Here is an 18622-nt window from a genome sequence, read left to right on the forward strand (position 1 = left end):
CGGCTACGCGGCCCCGTCGCCGGCCTCGATGGTCACGTCGCCGTCGCCCGACGCCGTCGCGGTCGCCGATCGGACGAAGGACTCGTCCCCGAGGTAGACGACGACCGTCTCGTCGCCGACTCGCTCCACGCGGTAGGTCGCGTTCACGTCGTCGCCGCGCCAGAGACCGTCCTCCGCCGTCGCCTTCGCGTCCAGGTACTCGGTGAAGGCGACCGCGAACTCGCTCGCGTTCGCGGCGTCGTCCCAGCGCAGCACCCACGCCGTGGCGACCTCGTCCTCACGGACGAACGTCACGCGCCGGTCGTTCCCCCAGCCGTGGGCGGCGCCGACGGCGCTCGATCTGTTCAGTTCCGTCCGCAGCGCGATGCGCAGGAACAGTTCCCCCTGTCGGTCGCGGTCGCGCTCGACCCAGCTGCCGGTCTCCTCCGTCTTGAGGGTGAGGTTCGCCACGGGGTCCTGGGAGTCGTGCAGCACCTGCTCGGTCGACGTCGGCGGGTCGCGGTGGAGCGTCTCGAGCCCCGCGGGCGAGTCGACGCGCTCGGCGACGTACTCGGCACCGAAGTGGTAGCGGGCGAGCAGCAGCCGCGCGTACGCAGAGGCGTTCTCGTAGGCGGCTTCCTGGTGGGCCATCGACGACCGCCGGTCCGGCAGGAACCGGCGCTCGTACGCCGTCTGGGCGTACGTCGCCGCGCCCTCGCGCAGGAGGGCGTACGTCGTCGCGCCGTCGTAGCTGAGCCCGCCGCCGACGCGGGCCTGTCGGCGGAGCGCCGCCTCGTCCCAGCCGTGACGGAACTGGACGACGTGGACGAACTCGTGTGCCAGCGTGGTCTCGGTCAGCTCGGGGGCGTCGAGCGCCCACTCGTAGACGGTGACCGACTCGCCGTCGATCGCGGTCGCGGCGTGGGTTCGGACGTGCGGACCGGTTGGGTCGGACTCGTTGTGTGGAGTGATCCCGAGCGCGACCGGGAACTGCGGCAGGTCCGGCGCCGACGCGCGGGGCGCCGACTCGACGGTCACCGCGGGCGCCTCGGCGCGCTCGCCGGTGAGGTTCAGCACGCGCAGGAACACCGGCGTCGGCTCGACGGGGAGGTCGCCGTCGACGGCAACGCCGGTCGCGGCGGGCTCGGTCGGCGTCGGTCCCGGAGCGATCGCGCCGCCACAGCCGGCGAGAACCAGCAGCGTACACGCGAGCACGGCACGGCGCATCGGCCGACAGTCACCCCGCACTACGGAAAGCGTTGGCGCCGCGGTCAGCCCGCGACCCCGATGTCGACGGCGTTCTCACCCGTCGCGTTCACCGTCGCAGCGCGGACGAACGTCTCGTCGCCGAGGAGGACGACCGTCGTCTCGTCGGTCGCCTCGACGACGCGGTACGTCGCCGGCCCGTCGGTCTGCTCCCAGACGCTCCCGTTCCGCGTCGCCTTCGACTCGAGGTAGCGGTCGAACGCCGCCTCGAACTCGGTGGCGTTCTCGGCGTCGTCCCAGTGCAGCGTCCACGCTGTCGCCGTCCGGTTCCCGCACTCGAACGTGATCCGGCGGTCATCACCCCAGCCGTGGGCGGCGTCGACGGCCGTCGAGCGGTTCAGTTCCGTGCGGAGCGCGACCCGGAGGAACAGTTCGCCCTGCCTGTCCCGGCCGCGCTCGGTCCAGTCGCCCGTCTCGGTGGTCGTGACGGTCAGGCTCTCGACCGGGTCGGTCGAGTTGTGGAGCACCTGTTCGGCGGACTCGGGCGGGTTGCGGTGGACGGTCTCGAGGGCCGCCGGCGAGTCGACCCGTTCGTCGACGTACTCCGCACCGAGGTGGTAGCGCGCGAGGTTGAGGCGTTCGTACGCCGAGGCGTCCGCGTACGCCGCGGCGAGGGCGTCGCCGTCTGCCATCCCGGGCACGAACTGCCGGACGTACCGCGTCTCGACGTACGTCGCCGCGCCCTCGATCACGAGGTAGTAGGTGAGCCGTCGGTCGTAGCTGATGCCGCCGGCGTCGAACGCCGGATCGACGTTCCACACCGACTCCTGCCACCCGTTGCGGAACTGCACGGTGTGGACGAACTCGTGGGCGACTGTCACCTCCGCGCGCGTCCCGTTCGCCAGGATCGCCTCGTTGACGTGGACCGCGTTGCCGTCCGCCGGCGCGTACGCCGCCAGCCGGAGGCGCTCTGAGCTGTTCCGTGGCGGCGGTTCGACCCCCAGCGCCGCGCGGAAGCCTGAACGGCGGGTGTCGAGGATCGACCGCTCCATCGCCGCGGGCGACTCGACGTACACCACCGGTCCGTCGACGCGCTCGCCGGTGAGGTTCAGCACCCGCTCGAACGCGGTCGTCGCGTCGAACGGCAGGTCGCCGCCGATGACCTGCACGTCGGTCGTGGGGGTGTCCGTGGGCGCCGGTGTCGGGTCGTCGGGCGGTTCGGTGACCGCCACGTCGGCCACCCCGCCACAGCCGGCGAGGACGACCAGGAGGGCGGTGAGGAGGGCAGCGCGGCGCACGGTCGTACTGTCAGCCAACAGGGGAAATAAGTTGTGCGGGACGGCCGTCGATCAGTCGAGTTCGCGGGCCAGCACGTCGCGCAGGTCGGCGATCTCCTCGACGTCGACGGCGAGTGACTCTTCGCCGACCGTGAGCGACAGTTCGCCCGCCGCCGTCGCGGTGCCCAGCTCCGTCACCGCGGCGTCGTCGCCGACCGCCTCGCGGAGCGCGTCGGCGTCCGTCGTCTCGACGACGACGCGGCCCGGCGCCTCGCTGAACAGCGCCGCGGCGTCCTCGAGTTCCGCGTCGACGCCGGCGGACTCGGACACCATCTCCGCGAGCGTCACCGCGAGCCCGCCGTCGCTCACGTCGTGAGTGGCGAGCGTCGCGTCGAGGTCGGCGGCGCGACCGAGTGCGTCCACGAGCGCGCCCGGTGCCGCGGGCGCTGCAGGGAAGCGGTCCGAGCCGCCGAAGTTCTCCAGCAGCAGCGATCCGCCCAGAGCGTGGGGGTCGTCGCTCCCGATATCGGAGCCGGCGACCCACTCGGCTGGCTCGACGAGCACCAACTCGCCCTCGCCGCTGACCGTCGTCGGCGGCGCGGTGTAGCCGTTCTTGGTGCCGAGCAGCGCGAGCGTGGGCGTCGGCGCCACGGGCCCCGTTTCGGAGTCGTTGTACAGCGAGACGTTGCCGCCGACGACCGGCACCGAGAGGTCGACACACCCCTCGGCCAGCCCCTCGACCGCCGACGCGAACCCGTCGTACGTCTCGGGGTCTTCGGGGTTGCCGCCGTTGAGGCAGTCGACCGCCGCGAGCGGCGTCGCCCCCTTCGCGGCGAGGTTGGTCGCGTTCTCGACGGCGACGGCCCGGGCGCCAGCCTCGGGGTCGCAGTCAGTCCAGTTCGGGTTCGCGCCCGAGGAGAGCGCGATCGCGTACTGTTCGTCCTCCTCGCCGGCGTCGTGGAGTGCAAGCACGGCGGCGTCGTCGCCGGGCTCGACCGCGGTCCGGAGGCCGACCTCGTGGTCGTACTGGCGGTACACCCACTCCTTGCTCGCGGCGGTGGGGTCGGCGACGACTGCCTCGACCGCCGCGGCGAGGTCGAACTCGGGCAGGTCGCGTTCTGGCTCCGGAGCCGGTTCGCGGGCGAGATCGTTCAGCGGCGCGCCCTCGGCGAGGTAGTCGGCGTCGGCGTCGACGACCGTCTCGCCGTCGAACTCGCAGACGTAGTTCCCCTCGGTCACCTCGCCGATGTCCGAGCAGCCGAGGTCGAAGCGCTCGGCGATCTCCGCCACGCGCTCGACGTTCTCCGGGGCGACCTCGTAGCACATCCGCTCCTGTGACTCGGCGAGCAGGATTTCGGTCGCGTTCATCCCGGGCTCGCGGGTGTGGACCGCTTCGAGGTCGATCTCGGCGCCGAAGCCGCCTTTCGCGACCAGCTCCGACGACGCGCCGCCGAGGCCGGCAGCGCCGAGGTCCCGAGCCGACTCGATCAGCCCCTCGTCGATCAGGGCTTCGTTGCACTCGATCAGCAGTTTCTCCGAGTAGGGGTCGCCGACCTGCACCGCGGGTCGGTCCTCGGTCTCGGCGTCCTCCGCGAGGTCTTCGCTGGCGAAGGAGGCGCCGCCGAGCCCGTCACGGCCGGTCGCGTTGCCGAGGAGGACGAGTCGGTTCCCCGCCTCCTGGGCCTCGGCAGTCACGAGTCGGTCCGGGGTGGTCTGCCCGACGCAGGCGACGTTGACGAGCGGGTTACCGACGTTGCCTTCCTCGAAGGCGACGCTGCCGGCGACGGTCGGGACGCCGATCGCGTTGCCGTAGTCGGCGATCCCCTCGACGACGCCGTCGAGCAGGTAGCGCGAGTGCTCACGATCGAACGGCCCGAAGTACAGCGAGTCCGCGAGTGCGATGGGGTAGGCGCCCATCGAGAGCGTGTCGCGGACGATGCCGCCGATCCCGGTAGCGGCGCCGTCGTAGGGGTCGACGTAGCTTGGGTGGTTGTGGCTCTCGATCCCGAAGGTCAGCAGCGTCTCGGTGTCGGGCACGCGGACGACGGCGGCGTCGTCCCGGGGCCGATCTCGACATACTCGCTCTCGCTCCCGAACGTCGAGAGCAGCATGCGCGAGGAGCGGTAGGCACAGTGCTCGCTCCAGAGGTTCTCGAACAGGTGTTCTTCGGCCTGGGTTGGCTCGCGGCCGAGTTCATCGACGACGAGATCGTGGTCCGCATCCGCGAGAGGCATTCACCTGTGTGGTCAGCGCCGGGGTGCAAAGGGGTTTCGTTGTGCACGTTCGTGGCTACCGGCGCCTGCGCCGCGGCATCAGACCGAGAGCAGCGGGAGCATGGCAATCACGCCCGCGACGAAGCCGATCACCAGTGCGCCCCGCCCGCCGTTCGGGAGCTCCCGCCCGGTTTCGAGCGCCTCGGGGATGAACTCAGTCGCGACCAGGTACACCATCGCGCCGGCGGCGAACCCGTAGCCGAAGGGGAGAAACGCCTGTGCCCAGCGGACGAACGCGAACGCGATCACGGCGCCGACGGGCTGGGGGAGGCTGGAGAACACGGCCGCGCCGACCATCCGCCACTTCGAGAGCCCCATCGCCCGCATCGGGATCGCGATCGCGGTCCCCTCCGGAATGTTGTGGATCGAGATGGCGACGGTCATGAACACCGCGAGGAGCGGGACCGCGAACCCGAAGACGGGGACGCCACCCTCCAGGCCCAGTTCCGCGAAGGAGACGCCGATCGCGACTCCCTCGGGGAAACTGTGGACCGTGAGGATCCCCAGAATGAGTATGAGCGTCTTCGGGTCGCCCTCCGCGAACGCTTCCGCCTCCAGGCGGTGCTCGTCGTCGTCGCCGTCACCGTGGTCGTGGCCCAGATCCAGCCACTGGAGGATCCTGTCGGAGAGTTCGACGAGCACGGCCCCCGCGAGCAGGCCGGCCGCGAGCATGAGTGGCAGCCCCGACGTGTAGGCCATCCCCTCGTTGAGCAGCCCGAACATCGACGCCGAGACCATGATCCCCGACGCGATCCCCCAGAGGCCGACGTTCCAGCGGTCGCTGAACTCTTCGACGAAGAAGAACGGCAACGCCCCGATCCCCGTCGCCAGCGCGGTGATGAACCCGGCGACGAAGACGATAACGAAGTTCCCGATGATCGACATACGTCACCTCGGATACGCCGAACGATTAGTGTTTCGGAATCGCGAAATAAATTTGGCTATCCTAAAAACTCGGTTGCTTCACCACGCCACGGCGCTCGCCCCCTATCGGTTTCCTTTTTACCGGCGGCTGTCAACCTCCGTCCGTGCTTTCGGCCGAGCTGCACTGTCACTCCGAGCGTTCACACGACGGCCGGGACCCGGTCGACCTCCTGGTCGAGCAGGCCGCGGCCGTCGGGCTGGACGTCATCGCCGTCACCGACCACGACGCGATCGACGCGAGTATCGAGGCCGCATCGCTCGCCGAAGAGTACGGCCTCGTCGGGATCGTCGCGATGGAAGTGACCTCCGCAGCCGGCCACGTACTCGCACTGGGGATCGAGGAAGCGATCCCGCCGGGACTCAGCTACGACGAGACGCTCGACCGCATCCACGAGCAGGGCGGGATCGCCATCGTCCCCCATCCGTTCCAGAGCTCGCGCCACGGCGTCGCCGCCCATATCTCCGACGAGCAGCTCGCCAGCGCCGACGCGATCGAGGTGTACAACTCCCGGCTTCTGACGGGGCGATCCAACCGACAGGCCGAACGGTTCGCGACCGCCCACGACGTGCCCAAAACCGCCGGCAGCGACGCCCACATCTCCGAGATGGTCGGCCAGGCGATCACCGAGATCGGCGTCGAGGAGCGCAGCGTCGACGCCATCCTCGACGCCATCGTTGCGGGGCGAACCAGCGTCGTCGGCCAGAAGACCCCCTGGCGGATCTCGTTCCGCCAAGCCGCCGGCGGCGTGAAACGCCGAGTCCAGCGCGGCGTGCGCGAACTGTTCTGATGCCCACGAGCCTCCGCGGCGCCGACGCGGCGACGGTTCGGACGGCGATCGAGTCCGACGACCCGCTCCCCGGAACCGCCGGGTTCGCCGGCGAACTCGACGGGGCGCTCGTCCGGGACGTGCTCGGTCGGCAGCCGCTGTACGTCGATGCCGCCAGCCGCGACTGGAGCTTCGACCCCACTGCGTTGGGCGAGCCCGAACTCCTGGACGCCGGAACGGTCGTCGACGCAAGAACGGTCGCCGAGGGCGATCGACGCGTGGCGTGGTCGCTTCCAACCCCCGACGTGGAGTCCGACCACGCGGCAGCCGTCGACGCGGTCAGCGCCGCTATCGAGACGAGTATCCGCGAACCGGATCCCGAGGGGCTCGCCGTCGCCTTCTCCGGCGGGGTCGACTCCGCGCTGGTGGCCGCAGGGGTTCCCGAGGCACCCTGCTACGTCGCGGGCTTTGCGGGCGCGGAGTCCCACGACGAGGCGGCTGCCCGCGAGGCCGCTGCGGCGATGGGTCGCGATCTCCGGGTGGTGGCGTTCGACCACGACGACATCGTGCGCGCGGTGCCCGAGATCGCCCGTGCGACCGGGCGGACGAACGCGATGGACGTCCAGATTTCGCTCCCGCTGTACTTCGCCGCCGAGGCGGCCGCGGCCGACGGCTACGACCGGCTCGCGGTCGGACAGGGCGCCGACGAACTGTTCGGCGGCTACCGGAAGGTGGTCGATCCTGCCGACGACCACCGCGTCGACGCCGACAGCGTCCGCGGCGCGACGCGGGAGGTGATCCGGACGCTCCCCACCAACTCCCGCGGGACGTGCTGACGCTCCGGGCCGCGGGGGTGGAGCCAGTCGCGCCGCTGCTCCACGACCGCGTCGTCGACGCCGCGCTCCGCCTCCCAGCCGATCTGCTGGCGACCGGCGACGAGCGGAAGATCGCCCTCCGGCGTGCGGCCGAGGGGCTGGTCCCTGAGTCAGTGCGGCACGCCGAGAAGAAGGCGGTCCAGTACGGCACCTACGCCGCGCGGGAACTGGACCGACTGGCCCGCCAGGCCGGCTACAAGCGCCGGATGGAGGACCACGTCGGCCAGTACATCGAGGCGCTCGTGGCGGGCGAGGCGTAGCTACGCGTTCTCCGCCGCGTCGATGGCTCGCTCGGCCAGCGCTTGCGTGTCGGCGTCGACGTTGCTCTCCCGGAGCTCCTCGCGGTCGTACCACGCCCAGGCGTCGACGCCGGCTTCGCCAGGTTCGGGGTCGATATCCCGACTCGGAACGGTCGCGAAGTAGATGTGGTCGATATGCTGGTGGTAGACGCCGTCGCCGTCGCCGTCGATGTTGTACAGTAGCTGTTCCCGCGGTCGCGGGAGCGTCTTGCCCGCCGGCGCGCCGACGGGGTCGGTGTCGTCGAGCAGCGTCGGTTCGAGCCCGATCTCCTCGCGGGTCTCCCGGAGGCCGGCCTCGTGGGGCAGTTCGTCGCGGTCGACGTGGCCACCGGGCGGAATGTGGATCTCCAGTTTCGGGTGGTAGTGGAGGGCGGCGGCGCCGTCGTTGACGACGTAGACGGTGGCGGTGAAGTGACGCGTCGTCTCCATGCCTCGGCGTTGGCGTGGCGGGGTTTCCGGATTACGGTTCACTGTCGCGCCACCCCCTGCGGGCGGTTCGTCGACCGGGGAGCCATCCGAGTCACACCCGGCGCCGACTCAGCTGTCGAGATGCGCCAGCAGCGAGTCGATCACGCGGTCGGTCGCTTCGTGGGGGAGCCAGTGGGTCGCCTCGGGGAACCGCTCGAGCCGGCCGTCGGCACAGTAGTCGATGCTCCGTGGCGCCATCTCCGGGAGCAGTGCCTGGTCGTGCTCGCCCCAGAGTACGAGCGTCGGGGCGGTAACTGTCTCGCGTGGCGGCTCCTCGTTGTGCCGGAACAGTGCCCGGTACCAGTTCAGCATCGCCGGCAGCGCCCCCGGCTCCGCCCACGCACGCCGGTAGCGCTCGAAGTCGGCCGCGTCGAAGGTGCCCGGGTTCGACCCGTCGGCCATCGCCGAGACCATGAAGGCGTACTCGTTACGTTGCACGTACCAGTCGGCCACCCCCGTGAGCTGGAAGAAGAACATGTACCAGCTCTTCCGCAGCTGTGTGAGGTTCGAGCGGAGGGTGGCCTCGAACACCGTCGGGTGTGGGACGTTGACGATGCCGAGCCGATCGACCGCGTCCGGATGGCGCAGTGAGAGGTCCCACGCGACGGCGGCCCCCCAGTCGTGGCCGACGACGTGTGCGCGCTCCCGGCCCTCGGTTCCGATCAGTTCGACGACGTCCCGCGAGAGTTCGCTGACCCGGTAGGCGCGGACGCCCTCGGGTTTCTCGCTCCGGTTGTAGCCACGCTGGTCGGGGACGAGGACGCGGTAGCCGGCGTCGACGAACGGCTCGACGTACTCGCGCCACTCGTACCAGAACTCGGGGAACCCGTGGAGGAACACCACGAGCGGCGCGTCCGGCTCGCCGGCGGCGACGACGTGCAGCGAGACCCCGTTCACCTCGCGGACGGACCGTTCCGCGCTCGATCCCTCCGGCAGCGGCGCGTTCGCTTCGGTATCGTGACTCATGCTCGGTCGTTCGGCAGCGCCGATCTCCCCGCGCTGAACCCGCCGACGCCCGGAGCGGGTCGAAGCGCCCGCCACACCGTACTGGGGCGGAGCAACGCCGTCGGGGGTTCCTCCATCCCGACGACCCTGTAGTACGCCTCCGCGAGCTGCTCGTCGGTGTGCGCTCGACGCACCAGCCTGTTCAGGTACCGGTTGAACAGCCCGGCGCCGGTCGGGGTCGGCCCGGACGTGGCGTCGAACTCGCTGTCGGCGCCGACGGCCATCGACCACGCGATGTCGACGACGTTCGACGCGGCCGCGAAAAAGCGGGGGCCGATCGCGTCGGTGTCCCCCGAGGCGAGGAGGTGGTGGAGTTGGACGGCCTCCAGCGCGGCGACGGACATGCCCTGCCCGTAGATAGGGTTGAAGCTCGCGATTGCGTCCCCGATCACGACGAGCCCGGCCGGGAAATCGTCGAGCGCCTCGTACCGCCGCCGGCGGTTCGAGGGGAACGGGTACCGATCGACGCCGTCGGAGACGACCCGGCGCTCGGCGACGAGTTCACGGATCCCGTCGGCCGGAAGCCGGTCGGCGTACGTCTCGAACCCCGCCACCGTCGACGGCGGGTCGGCGTCGTGCATCCCGCCGAGCGTCACGATCCACTCGCCGTCCTCGATGGGGAACGCCGCCCCACCGCTCGTCCGCGGCGCGGACTGTGGGACGAACAGCATCCGGCGGTTCCCCGCGGGTCGGTCGATCCGGATGGTGCTGTACGTGAAGTCGATCTCGACCTCGACGGTGGGCGGCGTGTCGTACCCGTGTTCCGACAGCCACTGGGGCGTGCGACTGGTTCGCCCCGTCGCGTCGACCACCAGGTCGGCCGGGATCGTCTCCGTGGCGTCGTCGCCCCGGACGCGGACCCCCTCGACGCGCCCGTCGTCGACGACGTACTCCGTGAACTGACAGCCTCCACGGAGTTCGACGGGGTCCCGCGCCGCCAGCCGCTCCCGGGCGACGCCCTCCAGTAGCGGTCGGCTCGCACAGTACATCTCCATCCGCGTCGCTGGCGACGCCAGGAAGCCGCCCGCCTCGTACTGTTCGAGGTCCTCGCCGACGTTTATGATCAGTCCGCCGGCGTCGATCAACGCCTCCCCGTAGCCGGGAAAGAGGTCACAGAGCGTGGCCCGGCCGGCTTCGAGCAGCACGTGGACGTGATGGCCCTGGGGGACGCCGCGCCGGGGCGTCGGCGCCGAGGGGAGCGTGTCGCGCTCGACCACCACTACCTCGTCGTAGGCGTCCGAGAGCACGCGTGCCGCCAGGAGCCCGGCCATACTGCCGCCCATTACGACCGCCCTGTCCCCTGTCGACGCACCCGATCTGGATCGTAGCGTGTTGTTGTAGCGAGCGTCATCGTCTTCCGTCGATCGATCCGAGGTCCGGAGCCTCTCGAATATCGTGCTATTAGTTACCAAGGCATCATAAGTGCTGTCTATTTTTTCATCGCTACCGGCGTTGAGCTACCGGGCTTGACCGGGTCACCAACTCAGGTCGGATGCGGCGTTCGCAAGAACTACTTGCCGGGCCGCCGGAGGAGGGAGTATGGCACACGAAAGCTCGTCCGATCTCGGCCTGGGCGTCGGCGTCACTCTCACCGTGGTGGCGCTGGCCGCCGCGGCCTGGCTGGCGCTGGCCTCCCCCAGCGCGACGTTCGACAGCGGGATGCACGTGGCGGCGGTCCCCTTCGCCATCGCGATGACCGTCGGCGTCGGCGCCGTCGCCGCGATCCACCTCCTCTGGGGAGAGTAAGCGGGAAACCGTTAAGACCGCGAACCCCCTATCCTTAGGCGAATGACCGACTACACCGAGGAGGAGGCACGCATCGTCGCGTACCTGCGCCACAGCGTCTCCTCTGGGGACCGGTACTTCCGGGCCAAGAACATCGCCGAGTCCATTGGCCTCTCGGCGAAGCAGGTCGGCAGCCGGCTGCCGACGCTGGCCGAGAAGTCCGACGACGTGGAGATCGAGAAGTGGGGGCGCTCGAAGTCCACGACGTGGCGAGTCGAGCCCCAGGGGTAGGGACCGCTCGCGAACCGTCAGCGAATCACCGACAGCCGCCGCTCTAACTCCGCCGCCACCGCGTCGGCGATCTCCTCCGCCGGCCGATCGTCGTCCGGCGCCCACTTCGAGAAGAACCCCGCCCGGCCGAGGTAGCCGACCGCCTCGTAGATCTCCCGTCGTTGCTCGAACCCGTCGGGCAGCGACCCCGCAGCCTCCCGGTACGCATCGAACAGGACCGTCTCCAGTTCGTCCGCCACGTCGAAGTACTGCGATTCGAGGAGCTGGCGGCGCGCCCGATGGAGCTCCCGTGCGGGGTCGCCGACGTGAGCGATCTCCCAGTCCAGCAGCCCCACGCGGCCGTCCGCGAGGAACCCGTTGGGGTGGGCTGGGTCGCCGTGGAGCAGCGCCGCCGGCGCACCGTCGAGCAGCTCCCGATTAGCCGCGACGGCGTCGATGACCCGCTCGAAGCAGTCCGGAAACCGCTCGCCGGGCGCGATGCGGCGCTTCTGCTCGATCTGTTCGATCAACACGTCGGTCCACGACCCTGGTTCGAGCACGAGGCCCTCGGCGTCCCCGCCGACGATCGTTCCGTGGTGGTCGAACCGCTCGGCGTGCAGCGTGGCGAACGTCCGGCCGAGTTCGGCGATCAGCTCACGGCGCTCGGGGTGTCCGCCGCGGCCCAGCGGCGGATGAGGCTCTCCCCGTCGACGGCCGGCGTGGCGAGGTAGGGGACCGCGGCCGTCGGGTCCGCGGCGGCGATGGTCGGCACCGGCACGTCGACAGCGGCGCCGACGTAGGCCAGCAACGCCCGTTCGCGGGCGATCCGACCGCCCGCGCCAGTCGTCGAGATTTTGAGGTAGACCGTCTCACCGTCGGCGAACGTGAGTTCGACCGTCCGGTTCAGGTCGTTCCAGGAGGGACCGGTCGACCCGACCTCGGCGACCGACCGGTCGGGAAACGCATGCTGGAGGGCGGTTTCGAGCTGCTCGTCCATGCTCCCGGATGGCCCGACCCCGGAAAGGGTTTTGTGGTGGCGCGGGGGGCGCTACCGTGTCGGCGGCGGTTCCGGGCCACCGGAGTCCCTACCCGTTATCACCCCCCGCCCCGTAATCAGGCTATGACCGTCCGTGTCGAACGGACCTTCACGTTCGATGCCCCGGCCGAGCAAGTGTGGGAGTTCATCGCCGACCCCGCCAAGCGAGCCGAGGCCATAAGCGTCGTCGAATCGTACGAAGTCACCGACGAGGACGGCCGGGAGGCGGTCTGGCAGGTCAGCCTGCCGATCCCGGGCATCGGCGCCACCGTCGCCGTCGAGACCGAAGACGTCGAGCGCGACCCCCGAAGTACGTCGAGTTCGTCGGCCGATCGAAGGCGCTTCGCGTTACCGGCAGACACACCATCGAGTCCGAGGGCGAGGCGACGACGCTGCGCAACGAGTTCGTCGTCGACGGCCGACTCCCCGGCGTGGAGCGGTTCTTCAAGAAGAACTTCGAGAAGGAACTCGACAACCTCGAAGCCGCGCTCCGGGCGGATCTGGGACTGACGCCATGACCGAGCCCATCGGGCACGACGACGCGATCACGGTCGCGCTGGCACAGCACCGAATCGAGGCGGGGCGGCTCGACCGGAACGTCGACCGCGCGATCGCGGCCATCGAACGTGCCGCCGCCGAGGGCGCCGACCTCGTCTGCCTGCCGGAGATGTTCAACGTCGGCTACTTCGCGTTCGACGCCTACGCCCGCAACGCCGAACCGATCGACGGGCCGACGCTCGGGCGGATCGCCGACGCCGCGGCCGACCACGGCGTCGCCGTCCAGGCCGGCAGCTTCGTCGAGGACCTCGCTGCCAGCGCCGAGGCTGGGTTCGACACGCCCGAGCCCGATGGGCTAGCAAACGCCTCCGTGTTCCTCGATCGGGCTGGCGAGGTGCAGGGCGTCTACCGCAAACAACACCTGTTCGGCTACGACTCCGCGGAGACCCAGCTACTCACGCCCGGCGAGTCCCTGCCGACCGTCGAGTTCGAGGGGTTCACCGTCGGCATGACGACGTGTTACGACCTGCGGTTCCCCGAACTCTACCGCCAGCTCGCCGACGAGGGCGTCTCGCTGGTGCTGGTCCCGAGCGCGTGGCCGTACCCCCGCGTCGAGCACTGGCGCACGCTCCCGCGCTCGCGAGCCATCGAGAACCTCGCGTACGTCGCCGCCGTCAACGGCGCCGGCGAGATGGGCGACGACGAACTCGTCGGTCGCTCGACGGTGTACGACCCGTGGGGAACCCCGATCGCGACCTGCGACGACGACCCCGAACTGGTGACCGCCGACCTGTCCCCCGGTCAGGTCGACGACGTGCGCGAGGAGTTCCCGGCGCTGCGCGATCGCCGGCTGTAGCCGGGTCGCTGGCGGGGCTGGTCGTTCACGGACCGGGACCCGTGGATTTATGTCCATGACTCGGGTAAGGGCTATCGTCGACTGCCACGGCGCTTTTCTCGCCGTAACGTCGACAGCAAACCGCGCTCGACCACGTGGCGAGGGGTCCGCCACCATCGGCGCACGGTCGGACCGACTTACGGGGGCCACCCGGTCCGACACAACTCCGCCTTCCCGCCACCCTCTCCACCCTTTCCCAACCGCTCAGCGACGGGTGAGCTCGACCCGGCTGCCCGACTCGGCCGCCTCGTAGGCGGCGCCCATGATGGCCACGTCGGTCAAGCCGTCGCGCCCGTCGGGTTCCGGCGGCGTCCCCGTCAGCACGCAGTGGGCGAAGTAGTCGAACTCCTCGCGGGTCTCGTTTGCGCCGACGCCGGAGAACTCGATCTCGCCGGCGTCGCTACTGATCCGGACGGTGCGCTCCCCGTCGGGCACGAACGCGTTCTCGATCCGGACGCGTCCGTCACTGCCGACCAGCTCCAGCCACGTGTCGGCCTCGCCACTGAAACTCGCCGTGAACTCCCCGACGACGCCGTCGGGGAACGCGGCGAGGACGTGGACGTGTTCGTCGGCGAACCGCGGGCTGTCGGGGTCCGCTGGCCGATCGCCGAACGGGTCGTCCGCCCGCGCCATCGCCTCGACGGCGCCGGGGTCGGCGCCGAGCAGGTACCGGGTCGTGTTCAGCGGGTACACTCCCACGTCCATCAGCGCGCCGCCGCCGGCGAGTTCGGCGTCGAGGCGCCACTGCCCGGGCCCCTTCGAGCCGGCGAGGACGGGAAAAGTGAACTCGCCCATCGCTTTGGTGGGCTCGCCGATGCCGCCGGCAGAGACGAACGAGGCCAGCGCCCGGATCACGGGGTCGGTCTGCATCCGGTAGGCGGTCATCAGCGTGACGCCGGCCGCCTCGCAGGCGTCGACGGCCGCGACCGCGCGCTCGGTCGTCGCCTCCAGGGGCTTCTCACAGATCACGTGCTTGCCGTGGCCCGCCGCGGTGCGGATCTGGTCGAGATGGAGCCGGTTCGGCGTCGCAACGTAGACCGCGTCGTAGGCGTCGACGGCGTCGCCCTCGGCGTACCCCTCGTAGTCGAGCACCACTGCGTCGTGGGCATCGGCGACGCGAGCGGCCTTCTCCGGATCGCTGGAGACGACAGCGCCGAGGTCGGTGTAGTCGCCCGCCTCGATCGCCGGGATCGAGACGTTCCGCGCGTAGTTGCCGAGGCCGACGACAGCCAGTGAGACGGTGCCGTCGGGGTCGGCGTCCCAGTCGCGGGTCGACGCGGCGTCGACGAGTGCTTGCAGGTCCATGTGTGTGACTTGGCAGCACTCGGGAAAACGGTTGCCGAACCGGCCGGGTCGGGGGGAGAGTTTTCACCCGCGAGTCGTACGCCCACCTATGGAGCCAGTGAACGAGGCAGCGATCGCGTGGGAGGAGACAGCACACGGGGAGACCGGGTTTCGGCGGAAGAAGCTCGCTGCGGCCGCCGCGGCGCAGGGGGCGGACGGCGACGGGGCCGGGCCCGATCTCGGCTGTAGCCTCTACGAACTCCCGCCGGGGAAGCGTTCGTGGCCGTACCACTACCACACGGGCAACGCCGAGGCGTTCTACGTGCTCAGCGGCACCGGCCAGCTCCGAGCGGGCGAGGGCGAACATCCGCTGGAACCCGGCGACTACGTCGCCTGTCCCGCGGGCCCCGACGGGGCGCATCGCGTCGTCAACGACGGCGACGACGAGCTGCGGTACCTCGCGTTCTCGACGATGCGGGACCCCGACGTGACGGTGTACCCCGACTCCGGGAAGGTCGGCGTGTTCGCCGGCGCGCCCCCGGGCGGCGAGGGCGAACGCGACGTGTCGGGCTACTACGAACGGGACAGTGACGTGCCGTACTGGGACGACGACTGCTGACCGCCAGTGGTTAACTCTGCTTCAGTAACGACGGTTACAAAAGCATAATTCAGATTACTATTTTGGGGCGTCGGCCCCTCCGTCTACGTGCATGAGCAACACTGATCCAGCCGTTCCACGGCTCGATACAGTCGGCACGCGGGAACCGCTCCGGGGTGATCCGCCGCGCACGCTCGGCGGCACGTTGGCGACGACGGCGCTCCTACTGGGCGGCCTGTTCGCCGCCGCGGCGTCGCCAGCGGTACTCGTCGGGTGGCTACTCGGCGTCGCCGTCGGCGTCGGTGCGGCCGTCGTCGGGTGGCGTGACACCGACGAGGCGACACGGATCTGCCTCCCGCGGGCCGGCGTCTGTATCCGACTCTGAACTAGTTGCACTGTTTACACAAACGGAGTTCACCGAACACTTTTTCGGGTGTGCCCCGTGGTTCTGTCCATGAGCGAGAGGCTGCAGTCGATTCAGGAGTGTGGCGACTGCGTCGAACCCGCCGACGCGTTCGGGCTGGTGGCCAACGAGACGCGCCTCTCGATCCTCGAGGCGCTGTGGACCGCCGACTCGTCGCCGGTTCGGTTCACCGATCTCCGGCAGGCCGTGGAGATGCGTGACAGCGCGCAGTTCAACTACCACCTCGACAAGCTGACCGACCAGTTCGTCCGGAAGGTCGACGACGGCTACGAACTCCGGCACGCCGGCGAGAAGGTGGTTCGGGCAGTGTTCGCGGGCTCCTTCACCGAGCACCCGACGATCGACCCCATCGACGTCGGCGACGCGTGCGTGGAGTGTGGCGCCGACCTCCGCGCAATCTACGACGACGAACAGCTCTCGATCCAGTGTCCAAAGTGTGGCTACGGCCACGGCGAGTACGCGTTCCCGCCGGGCGGCCTGACCGACCGCGACGACGACGAGATCCTCGCGGCGTTCGACCAGCGCGTGCGCCACCTCCACTGCCTCGCGAAAGACGGCGTCTGTCCCGAGTGCAGCGGCCGGATGGAGACCACCGTCGAGCACGCCGACGCCTGCTGTGTCGGGAGCAGCCTCACCGCGACCCACCGCTGCTCACAGTGTAACCACCAGCTCTGTTCGGCGATCGGCCTCGCGCTCCTCGACGACAGCGAAGTGGTCGGGTTCCACCGCGAGCACGGCGTTTCGCTCTCCGAGCGCCCCTACTGGACGCTCCCCTGGTGTGTCACCGACGAGATGATCGAACTCGCCAGCGAGGAGCCACAGCGCTTCGAAGTCACCATCGGCTGCGAGGACGAGGCGCTGACGGTGACGCTCGACGGCGACCTGACGGTGCTCGACACCGAGCGCTCCCCTGCCTGAGGGACCGCCACCACGCTCGGACTCGCTGTCGCCGACGGCTCGAACGTCGTTCGACAGCTACCGGTCGACTTCGCCCATGATCGTGTCCAGACTGCCCAGCGTCGCGATCAGGTCCGGGACCATGCCGCCGTTGGCCATCTCCGGCAGCGCCTGGAGGTTCGAGAACGACGGCCCGCGGATATTGAACCGGCCGGGTTGCTGGGTGCCGTCGCTGCGGATGTAGATGCCCAGTTCGCCTTTCGCGGCCTCGACCGTCTCGTACACTTCGGCGCCCTCGGGCGGCTTGATGGTCCGCGGGACGCTGGCCTGGATCGTCCGGTCGGCGTCGGGCCACGATTCGAGCAGATCGGTGCACTGATCGACGATCTTCGCCGACTCCTCTAGTTCCCGCAAGCGGACGAGCAGCCGCGCGTAGTTGTCACAGCCGTCCTCGACGGGGACTTCCCAGTCGAGCTCGTCGTAGTAGCCGTAGGGATCGTCCCGCCGGATGTCGTAGTCGATGCCGGAGCCACGGGCGACCGGGCCGGTACAGCCGTACTGTTTGGCCGTCTCGGGGTCGAGGTGGCCGGTATCGACGGTCCGCATCTGGAGGATCTCGTTCGCCGTCAGGAGGTCGTGGAACTCCTGGACGCGCTCGGGCACCTCGGCGAGGAACGTCCGGACCGATTCGAGGAACTCCTCGCGAGGTTCGGGTAAGTCCCAGACGACCCCACCCAACCGGAAGTAGTTGAACATCAGTCGCTGCCCCGTGATATCCTCGAGGATATCCTGGACGCGCTCGCGGGCCTGGATCGCGTACATGAACGTCGCCGTGAAATCGCCGATCACGTCGAGCGCGTAGGCGCCGACGGCGAGGAAGTGGCCGAGCATCCGGCTCAGCTCGGCGGTGAACGTCCGGAGGACCTGTGCGTACTCGGGGACCTCGATATCCGCCAGTGACTCCGCCGCGCGGGCGTAGGACCACTCGTTGCAGAGGCCGGCGCCGCTCCAGTCCCACCGATCGGGGTAGGGCATGATCTGGTGGCGGTAGGTGCCGGACTCGCACATCTGCTCTTCACAGCGGTGGATGTAGCCGATGTCGGGCTCCACGTCGACGACCTGCTCGCCGTCGAGCGTCGCCTCCAGATGCATCACGCCGTGGGTCGCGGGGTGGTGCGGCCCGATGTTGAGAAACATCGTGTCGGTGCCGCCCGCATCGCCAGCGCTCGCTGGTCGGTCCGTCGGGGACTGCTCGTTCTCTCGGAACGGGACGATCTGGGGGCGATCCTGATCGTACGCCCGACTCAGCGGGTGGCCCTGCCAGGTCTCGGGCAGGAGGATCCGCCGGAGATCCGGGTGCTCGTCGTACTCGATACCCATCAGGTCGTACGCCTCCCGCTCGTGCCACGCTGCGGTCCGATACGCGTCGGCGCCGGACTGGCTCCGCTTCTGCTCGAGTGGCACCGGGACGGCGACGCCGAGCGCCCGAGTGGGGTCGTCGTACGACCGGAGGAGGTAGACGCTCTCGGCGTGGGTGTCGTACTCCTGGCCGACCACAGACGAGCAGTGATCGAGTGCGAGCCCCGTCCGGAGCGCGTCGAGCACCGCCGACACCGCGTCGGCGCGGATCTCCAGCGTCGGGATGTCGCCGATCTCTCGCGAGCCCACGACGGCGCCCCGCAAGCCGGCATCGGCGATGGTCCGTCGGGCGTCGGCGGCGAGCGAGTCGGCGTCGTCGGCAACCGTCTCGGTAGCCGGGACTTGCTGAGACACGCGCCCAGGTTCGTGCTCGTTCTACTGACAGCTTCTGCCTCACTTGATCGGTCATTTTTAACCCGGATCCGCCCAACCGCGTCGTCGATGAAGTACGTTCGCCTGCGTGTCAGGTTCTCGGCCGAGACGATCAACCCCGTCCACGAGGC

Annotated in this window: 17 protein-coding genes and 3 pseudogenes; 9 read left to right on the plus strand and 11 right to left on the minus strand. The window is 69.8% G+C overall.

Translation table 11 applies throughout. The features are described 5' to 3' along the window. Positions 1-3 precede the first annotated feature (3 nt). From SY89_RS08970 to SY89_RS08985, 4 genes and pseudogenes are all read right to left on the minus strand, one after another. On the minus strand, positions 4-1206 hold the full coding sequence (locus SY89_RS08970) for a hypothetical protein (RefSeq protein WP_054583963.1): 1203 nt from the start codon (positions 1204-1206) through the stop codon (positions 4-6). Between the two features lie 44 nt (positions 1207-1250). After that, the gene (locus SY89_RS08975) at positions 1251-2483 is read right to left on the minus strand and encodes a hypothetical protein (protein WP_054583964.1); all 1233 of its coding nucleotides are present in this window, start codon (positions 2481-2483) and stop codon (positions 1251-1253) included. Between the two features lie 51 nt (positions 2484-2534). Further along, positions 2535-4696, minus strand: a pseudogene (purL, locus tag SY89_RS08980) (phosphoribosylformylglycinamidine synthase subunit PurL). A 78-nt stretch (positions 4697-4774) separates the two neighbouring features. Continuing rightward, positions 4775-5620 (minus strand): ZIP family metal transporter, encoded by an 846-nt coding sequence (locus SY89_RS08985; protein WP_054583965.1) that lies wholly within the window; start codon positions 5618-5620, stop codon positions 4775-4777. Positions 5621-5763: 143 nt separating this feature from the next. On the opposite strand from SY89_RS08985, the gene SY89_RS08990 reads away from it, so the two are divergent. Together SY89_RS08990 and SY89_RS08995 are read left to right on the plus strand one after the other, a co-directional pair. Then, the gene (locus tag SY89_RS08990) at positions 5764-6447 is read left to right on the plus strand and encodes a PHP domain-containing protein (protein WP_054583966.1); all 684 of its coding nucleotides are present in this window, start codon (positions 5764-5766) and stop codon (positions 6445-6447) included. Beyond that, positions 6447-7561 (plus strand): annotated as a pseudogene (locus SY89_RS08995) (asparagine synthase C-terminal domain-containing protein). Before SY89_RS08990 ends, SY89_RS08995 begins: the two are co-directional and overlap by 1 nt. On the opposite strand, the gene SY89_RS09000 reads toward SY89_RS08995, so the two are convergent. The 3 genes from SY89_RS09000 to SY89_RS09010 form a co-directional block, all read right to left on the minus strand. Then, positions 7562-8029, minus strand: a complete 468-nt coding sequence (locus tag SY89_RS09000) for an NUDIX hydrolase (RefSeq protein ID WP_054583967.1) — start codon at positions 8027-8029, stop codon at positions 7562-7564. It lies immediately after the preceding pseudogene. A 108-nt stretch (positions 8030-8137) separates the two neighbouring features. Beyond that, positions 8138-9034 carry an alpha/beta fold hydrolase gene (locus tag SY89_RS09005; protein ID WP_054583968.1) on the minus strand — a complete coding sequence of 299 codons (897 nt, stop codon included), beginning with the start codon at positions 9032-9034 and terminating at the stop codon, positions 8138-8140. Next, a complete protein-coding gene (locus SY89_RS09010; RefSeq protein WP_054583969.1) occupies positions 9031-10344 on the minus strand; it encodes an NAD(P)/FAD-dependent oxidoreductase in 1314 nt (437 codons plus the stop codon). The genes SY89_RS09005 and SY89_RS09010 overlap by 4 nt, the downstream gene beginning before the upstream one ends. A 268-nt stretch (positions 10345-10612) precedes the next feature. Here SY89_RS09010 and SY89_RS09015 point away from each other — a divergent pair, with 268 nt between their 5' ends. Both SY89_RS09015 and SY89_RS09020 read left to right on the plus strand, forming a co-directional pair. After that, positions 10613-10819, plus strand: a complete 207-nt coding sequence (locus tag SY89_RS09015) for a hypothetical protein (protein ID WP_054583970.1) — start codon at positions 10613-10615, stop codon at positions 10817-10819. Positions 10820-10861: 42 nt separating this feature from the next. Beyond that, entirely contained in the window at positions 10862-11089 is a 228-nt protein-coding gene (locus SY89_RS09020) for a DUF7123 family protein (RefSeq protein WP_053947813.1), read from the plus strand. 17 nt (positions 11090-11106) lie between these two features. Here SY89_RS09020 and SY89_RS18450 read toward each other — a convergent pair whose 3' ends face one another. Both SY89_RS18450 and SY89_RS18455 read right to left on the minus strand, forming a co-directional pair. Beyond that, entirely contained in the window at positions 11107-11754 is a 648-nt protein-coding gene (locus SY89_RS18450; RefSeq protein WP_321163913.1) for a phosphotransferase family protein, read from the minus strand. Continuing rightward, positions 11718-12065, minus strand: a complete 348-nt coding sequence (locus SY89_RS18455; RefSeq protein ID WP_239685572.1) for a protein kinase family protein — start codon at positions 12063-12065, stop codon at positions 11718-11720. Before SY89_RS18455 ends, SY89_RS18450 begins: the two co-directional genes overlap by 37 nt. A 123-nt stretch (positions 12066-12188) precedes the next feature. Between SY89_RS18455 and SY89_RS09030 the strand changes: the two are divergent. Together SY89_RS09030 and SY89_RS09035 are read left to right on the plus strand one after the other, a co-directional pair. Then, positions 12189-12622 (plus strand): annotated as a pseudogene (locus SY89_RS09030) (SRPBCC family protein). Continuing rightward, positions 12619-13458, plus strand: coding sequence for a carbon-nitrogen family hydrolase (locus SY89_RS09035; RefSeq protein ID WP_144427172.1), 840 nt, complete (start codon positions 12619-12621; stop codon positions 13456-13458). The pseudogene SY89_RS09030 and the gene SY89_RS09035 overlap by 4 nt, the downstream one beginning before the upstream one ends. A 243-nt stretch (positions 13459-13701) precedes the next feature. Here the strand turns inward: SY89_RS09035 and gfo6 are convergent, their stop codons facing one another. Then, on the minus strand, positions 13702-14802 hold the full coding sequence (gfo6, locus tag SY89_RS09040) for a D-xylose 1-dehydrogenase Gfo6 (protein ID WP_054583971.1): 1101 nt from the start codon (positions 14800-14802) through the stop codon (positions 13702-13704). Positions 14803-14890: 88 nt separating this feature from the next. On the opposite strand from gfo6, the gene SY89_RS09045 reads away from it, so the two are divergent. From SY89_RS09045 to SY89_RS09055, 3 genes are all read left to right on the plus strand, one after another. After that, entirely contained in the window at positions 14891-15400 is a 510-nt protein-coding gene (locus SY89_RS09045; protein WP_054583972.1) for a cupin domain-containing protein, read from the plus strand. Between the two features lie 91 nt (positions 15401-15491). After that, positions 15492-15764 (plus strand): hypothetical protein, encoded by a 273-nt coding sequence (locus SY89_RS09050; RefSeq protein ID WP_054583973.1) that lies wholly within the window; start codon positions 15492-15494, stop codon positions 15762-15764. Positions 15765-15833: 69 nt separating this feature from the next. After that, positions 15834-16721 carry a DUF7351 domain-containing protein gene (locus tag SY89_RS09055; RefSeq protein ID WP_054583974.1) on the plus strand — a complete coding sequence of 296 codons (888 nt, stop codon included), beginning with the start codon at positions 15834-15836 and terminating at the stop codon, positions 16719-16721. Positions 16722-16778: 57 nt separating this feature from the next. Here the strand turns inward: SY89_RS09055 and SY89_RS09060 are convergent, their stop codons facing one another. Beyond that, positions 16779-18473, minus strand: a complete 1695-nt coding sequence (locus SY89_RS09060) for an NADH-quinone oxidoreductase subunit D (protein WP_054583975.1) — start codon at positions 18471-18473, stop codon at positions 16779-16781. Positions 18474-18622 lie beyond the last annotated feature (149 nt).

The organism is Halolamina pelagica (assembly GCF_001307315.1).
In the GTDB taxonomy this organism is placed as follows: domain Archaea; phylum Halobacteriota; class Halobacteria; order Halobacteriales; family Haloferacaceae; genus Halolamina; species Halolamina pelagica_B.

What these genes read in the sequence shown, in the direction of transcription:
- SY89_RS08970 (WP_054583963.1), bottom strand. Translation starts at nt 1,206, where the DNA reads ATGCGCCGTGCCGTGCTCGCGTGTACGCTGCTGGTTCTCGCCGGCTGT.
- SY89_RS08985 (WP_054583965.1), bottom strand. Translation starts at nt 5,620, where the DNA reads ATGTCGATCATCGGGAACTTCGTTATCGTCTTCGTCGCCGGGTTCATC.
- SY89_RS09000 (WP_054583967.1), bottom strand. Translation starts at nt 8,029, where the DNA reads ATGGAGACGACGCGTCACTTCACCGCCACCGTCTACGTCGTCAACGAC.
- SY89_RS09005 (WP_054583968.1), bottom strand. Translation starts at nt 9,034, where the DNA reads ATGAGTCACGATACCGAAGCGAACGCGCCGCTGCCGGAGGGATCGAGC.
- SY89_RS09010 (WP_054583969.1), bottom strand. Translation starts at nt 10,344, where the DNA reads ATGGCCGGGCTCCTGGCGGCACGCGTGCTCTCGGACGCCTACGACGAG.
- SY89_RS09015 (WP_054583970.1), top strand. Translation starts at nt 10,613, where the DNA reads ATGGCACACGAAAGCTCGTCCGATCTCGGCCTGGGCGTCGGCGTCACT.
- SY89_RS09020 (WP_053947813.1), top strand. Translation starts at nt 10,862, where the DNA reads ATGACCGACTACACCGAGGAGGAGGCACGCATCGTCGCGTACCTGCGC.
- SY89_RS18455 (WP_239685572.1), bottom strand. Translation starts at nt 12,065, where the DNA reads ATGGACGAGCAGCTCGAAACCGCCCTCCAGCATGCGTTTCCCGACCGG.
- SY89_RS09035 (WP_144427172.1), top strand. Translation starts at nt 12,619, where the DNA reads ATGACCGAGCCCATCGGGCACGACGACGCGATCACGGTCGCGCTGGCA.
- gfo6 (WP_054583971.1), bottom strand. Translation starts at nt 14,802, where the DNA reads ATGGACCTGCAAGCACTCGTCGACGCCGCGTCGACCCGCGACTGGGAC.
- SY89_RS09045 (WP_054583972.1), top strand. Translation starts at nt 14,891, where the DNA reads ATGGAGCCAGTGAACGAGGCAGCGATCGCGTGGGAGGAGACAGCACAC.
- SY89_RS09050 (WP_054583973.1), top strand. Translation starts at nt 15,492, where the DNA reads ATGAGCAACACTGATCCAGCCGTTCCACGGCTCGATACAGTCGGCACG.
- SY89_RS09055 (WP_054583974.1), top strand. Translation starts at nt 15,834, where the DNA reads ATGAGCGAGAGGCTGCAGTCGATTCAGGAGTGTGGCGACTGCGTCGAA.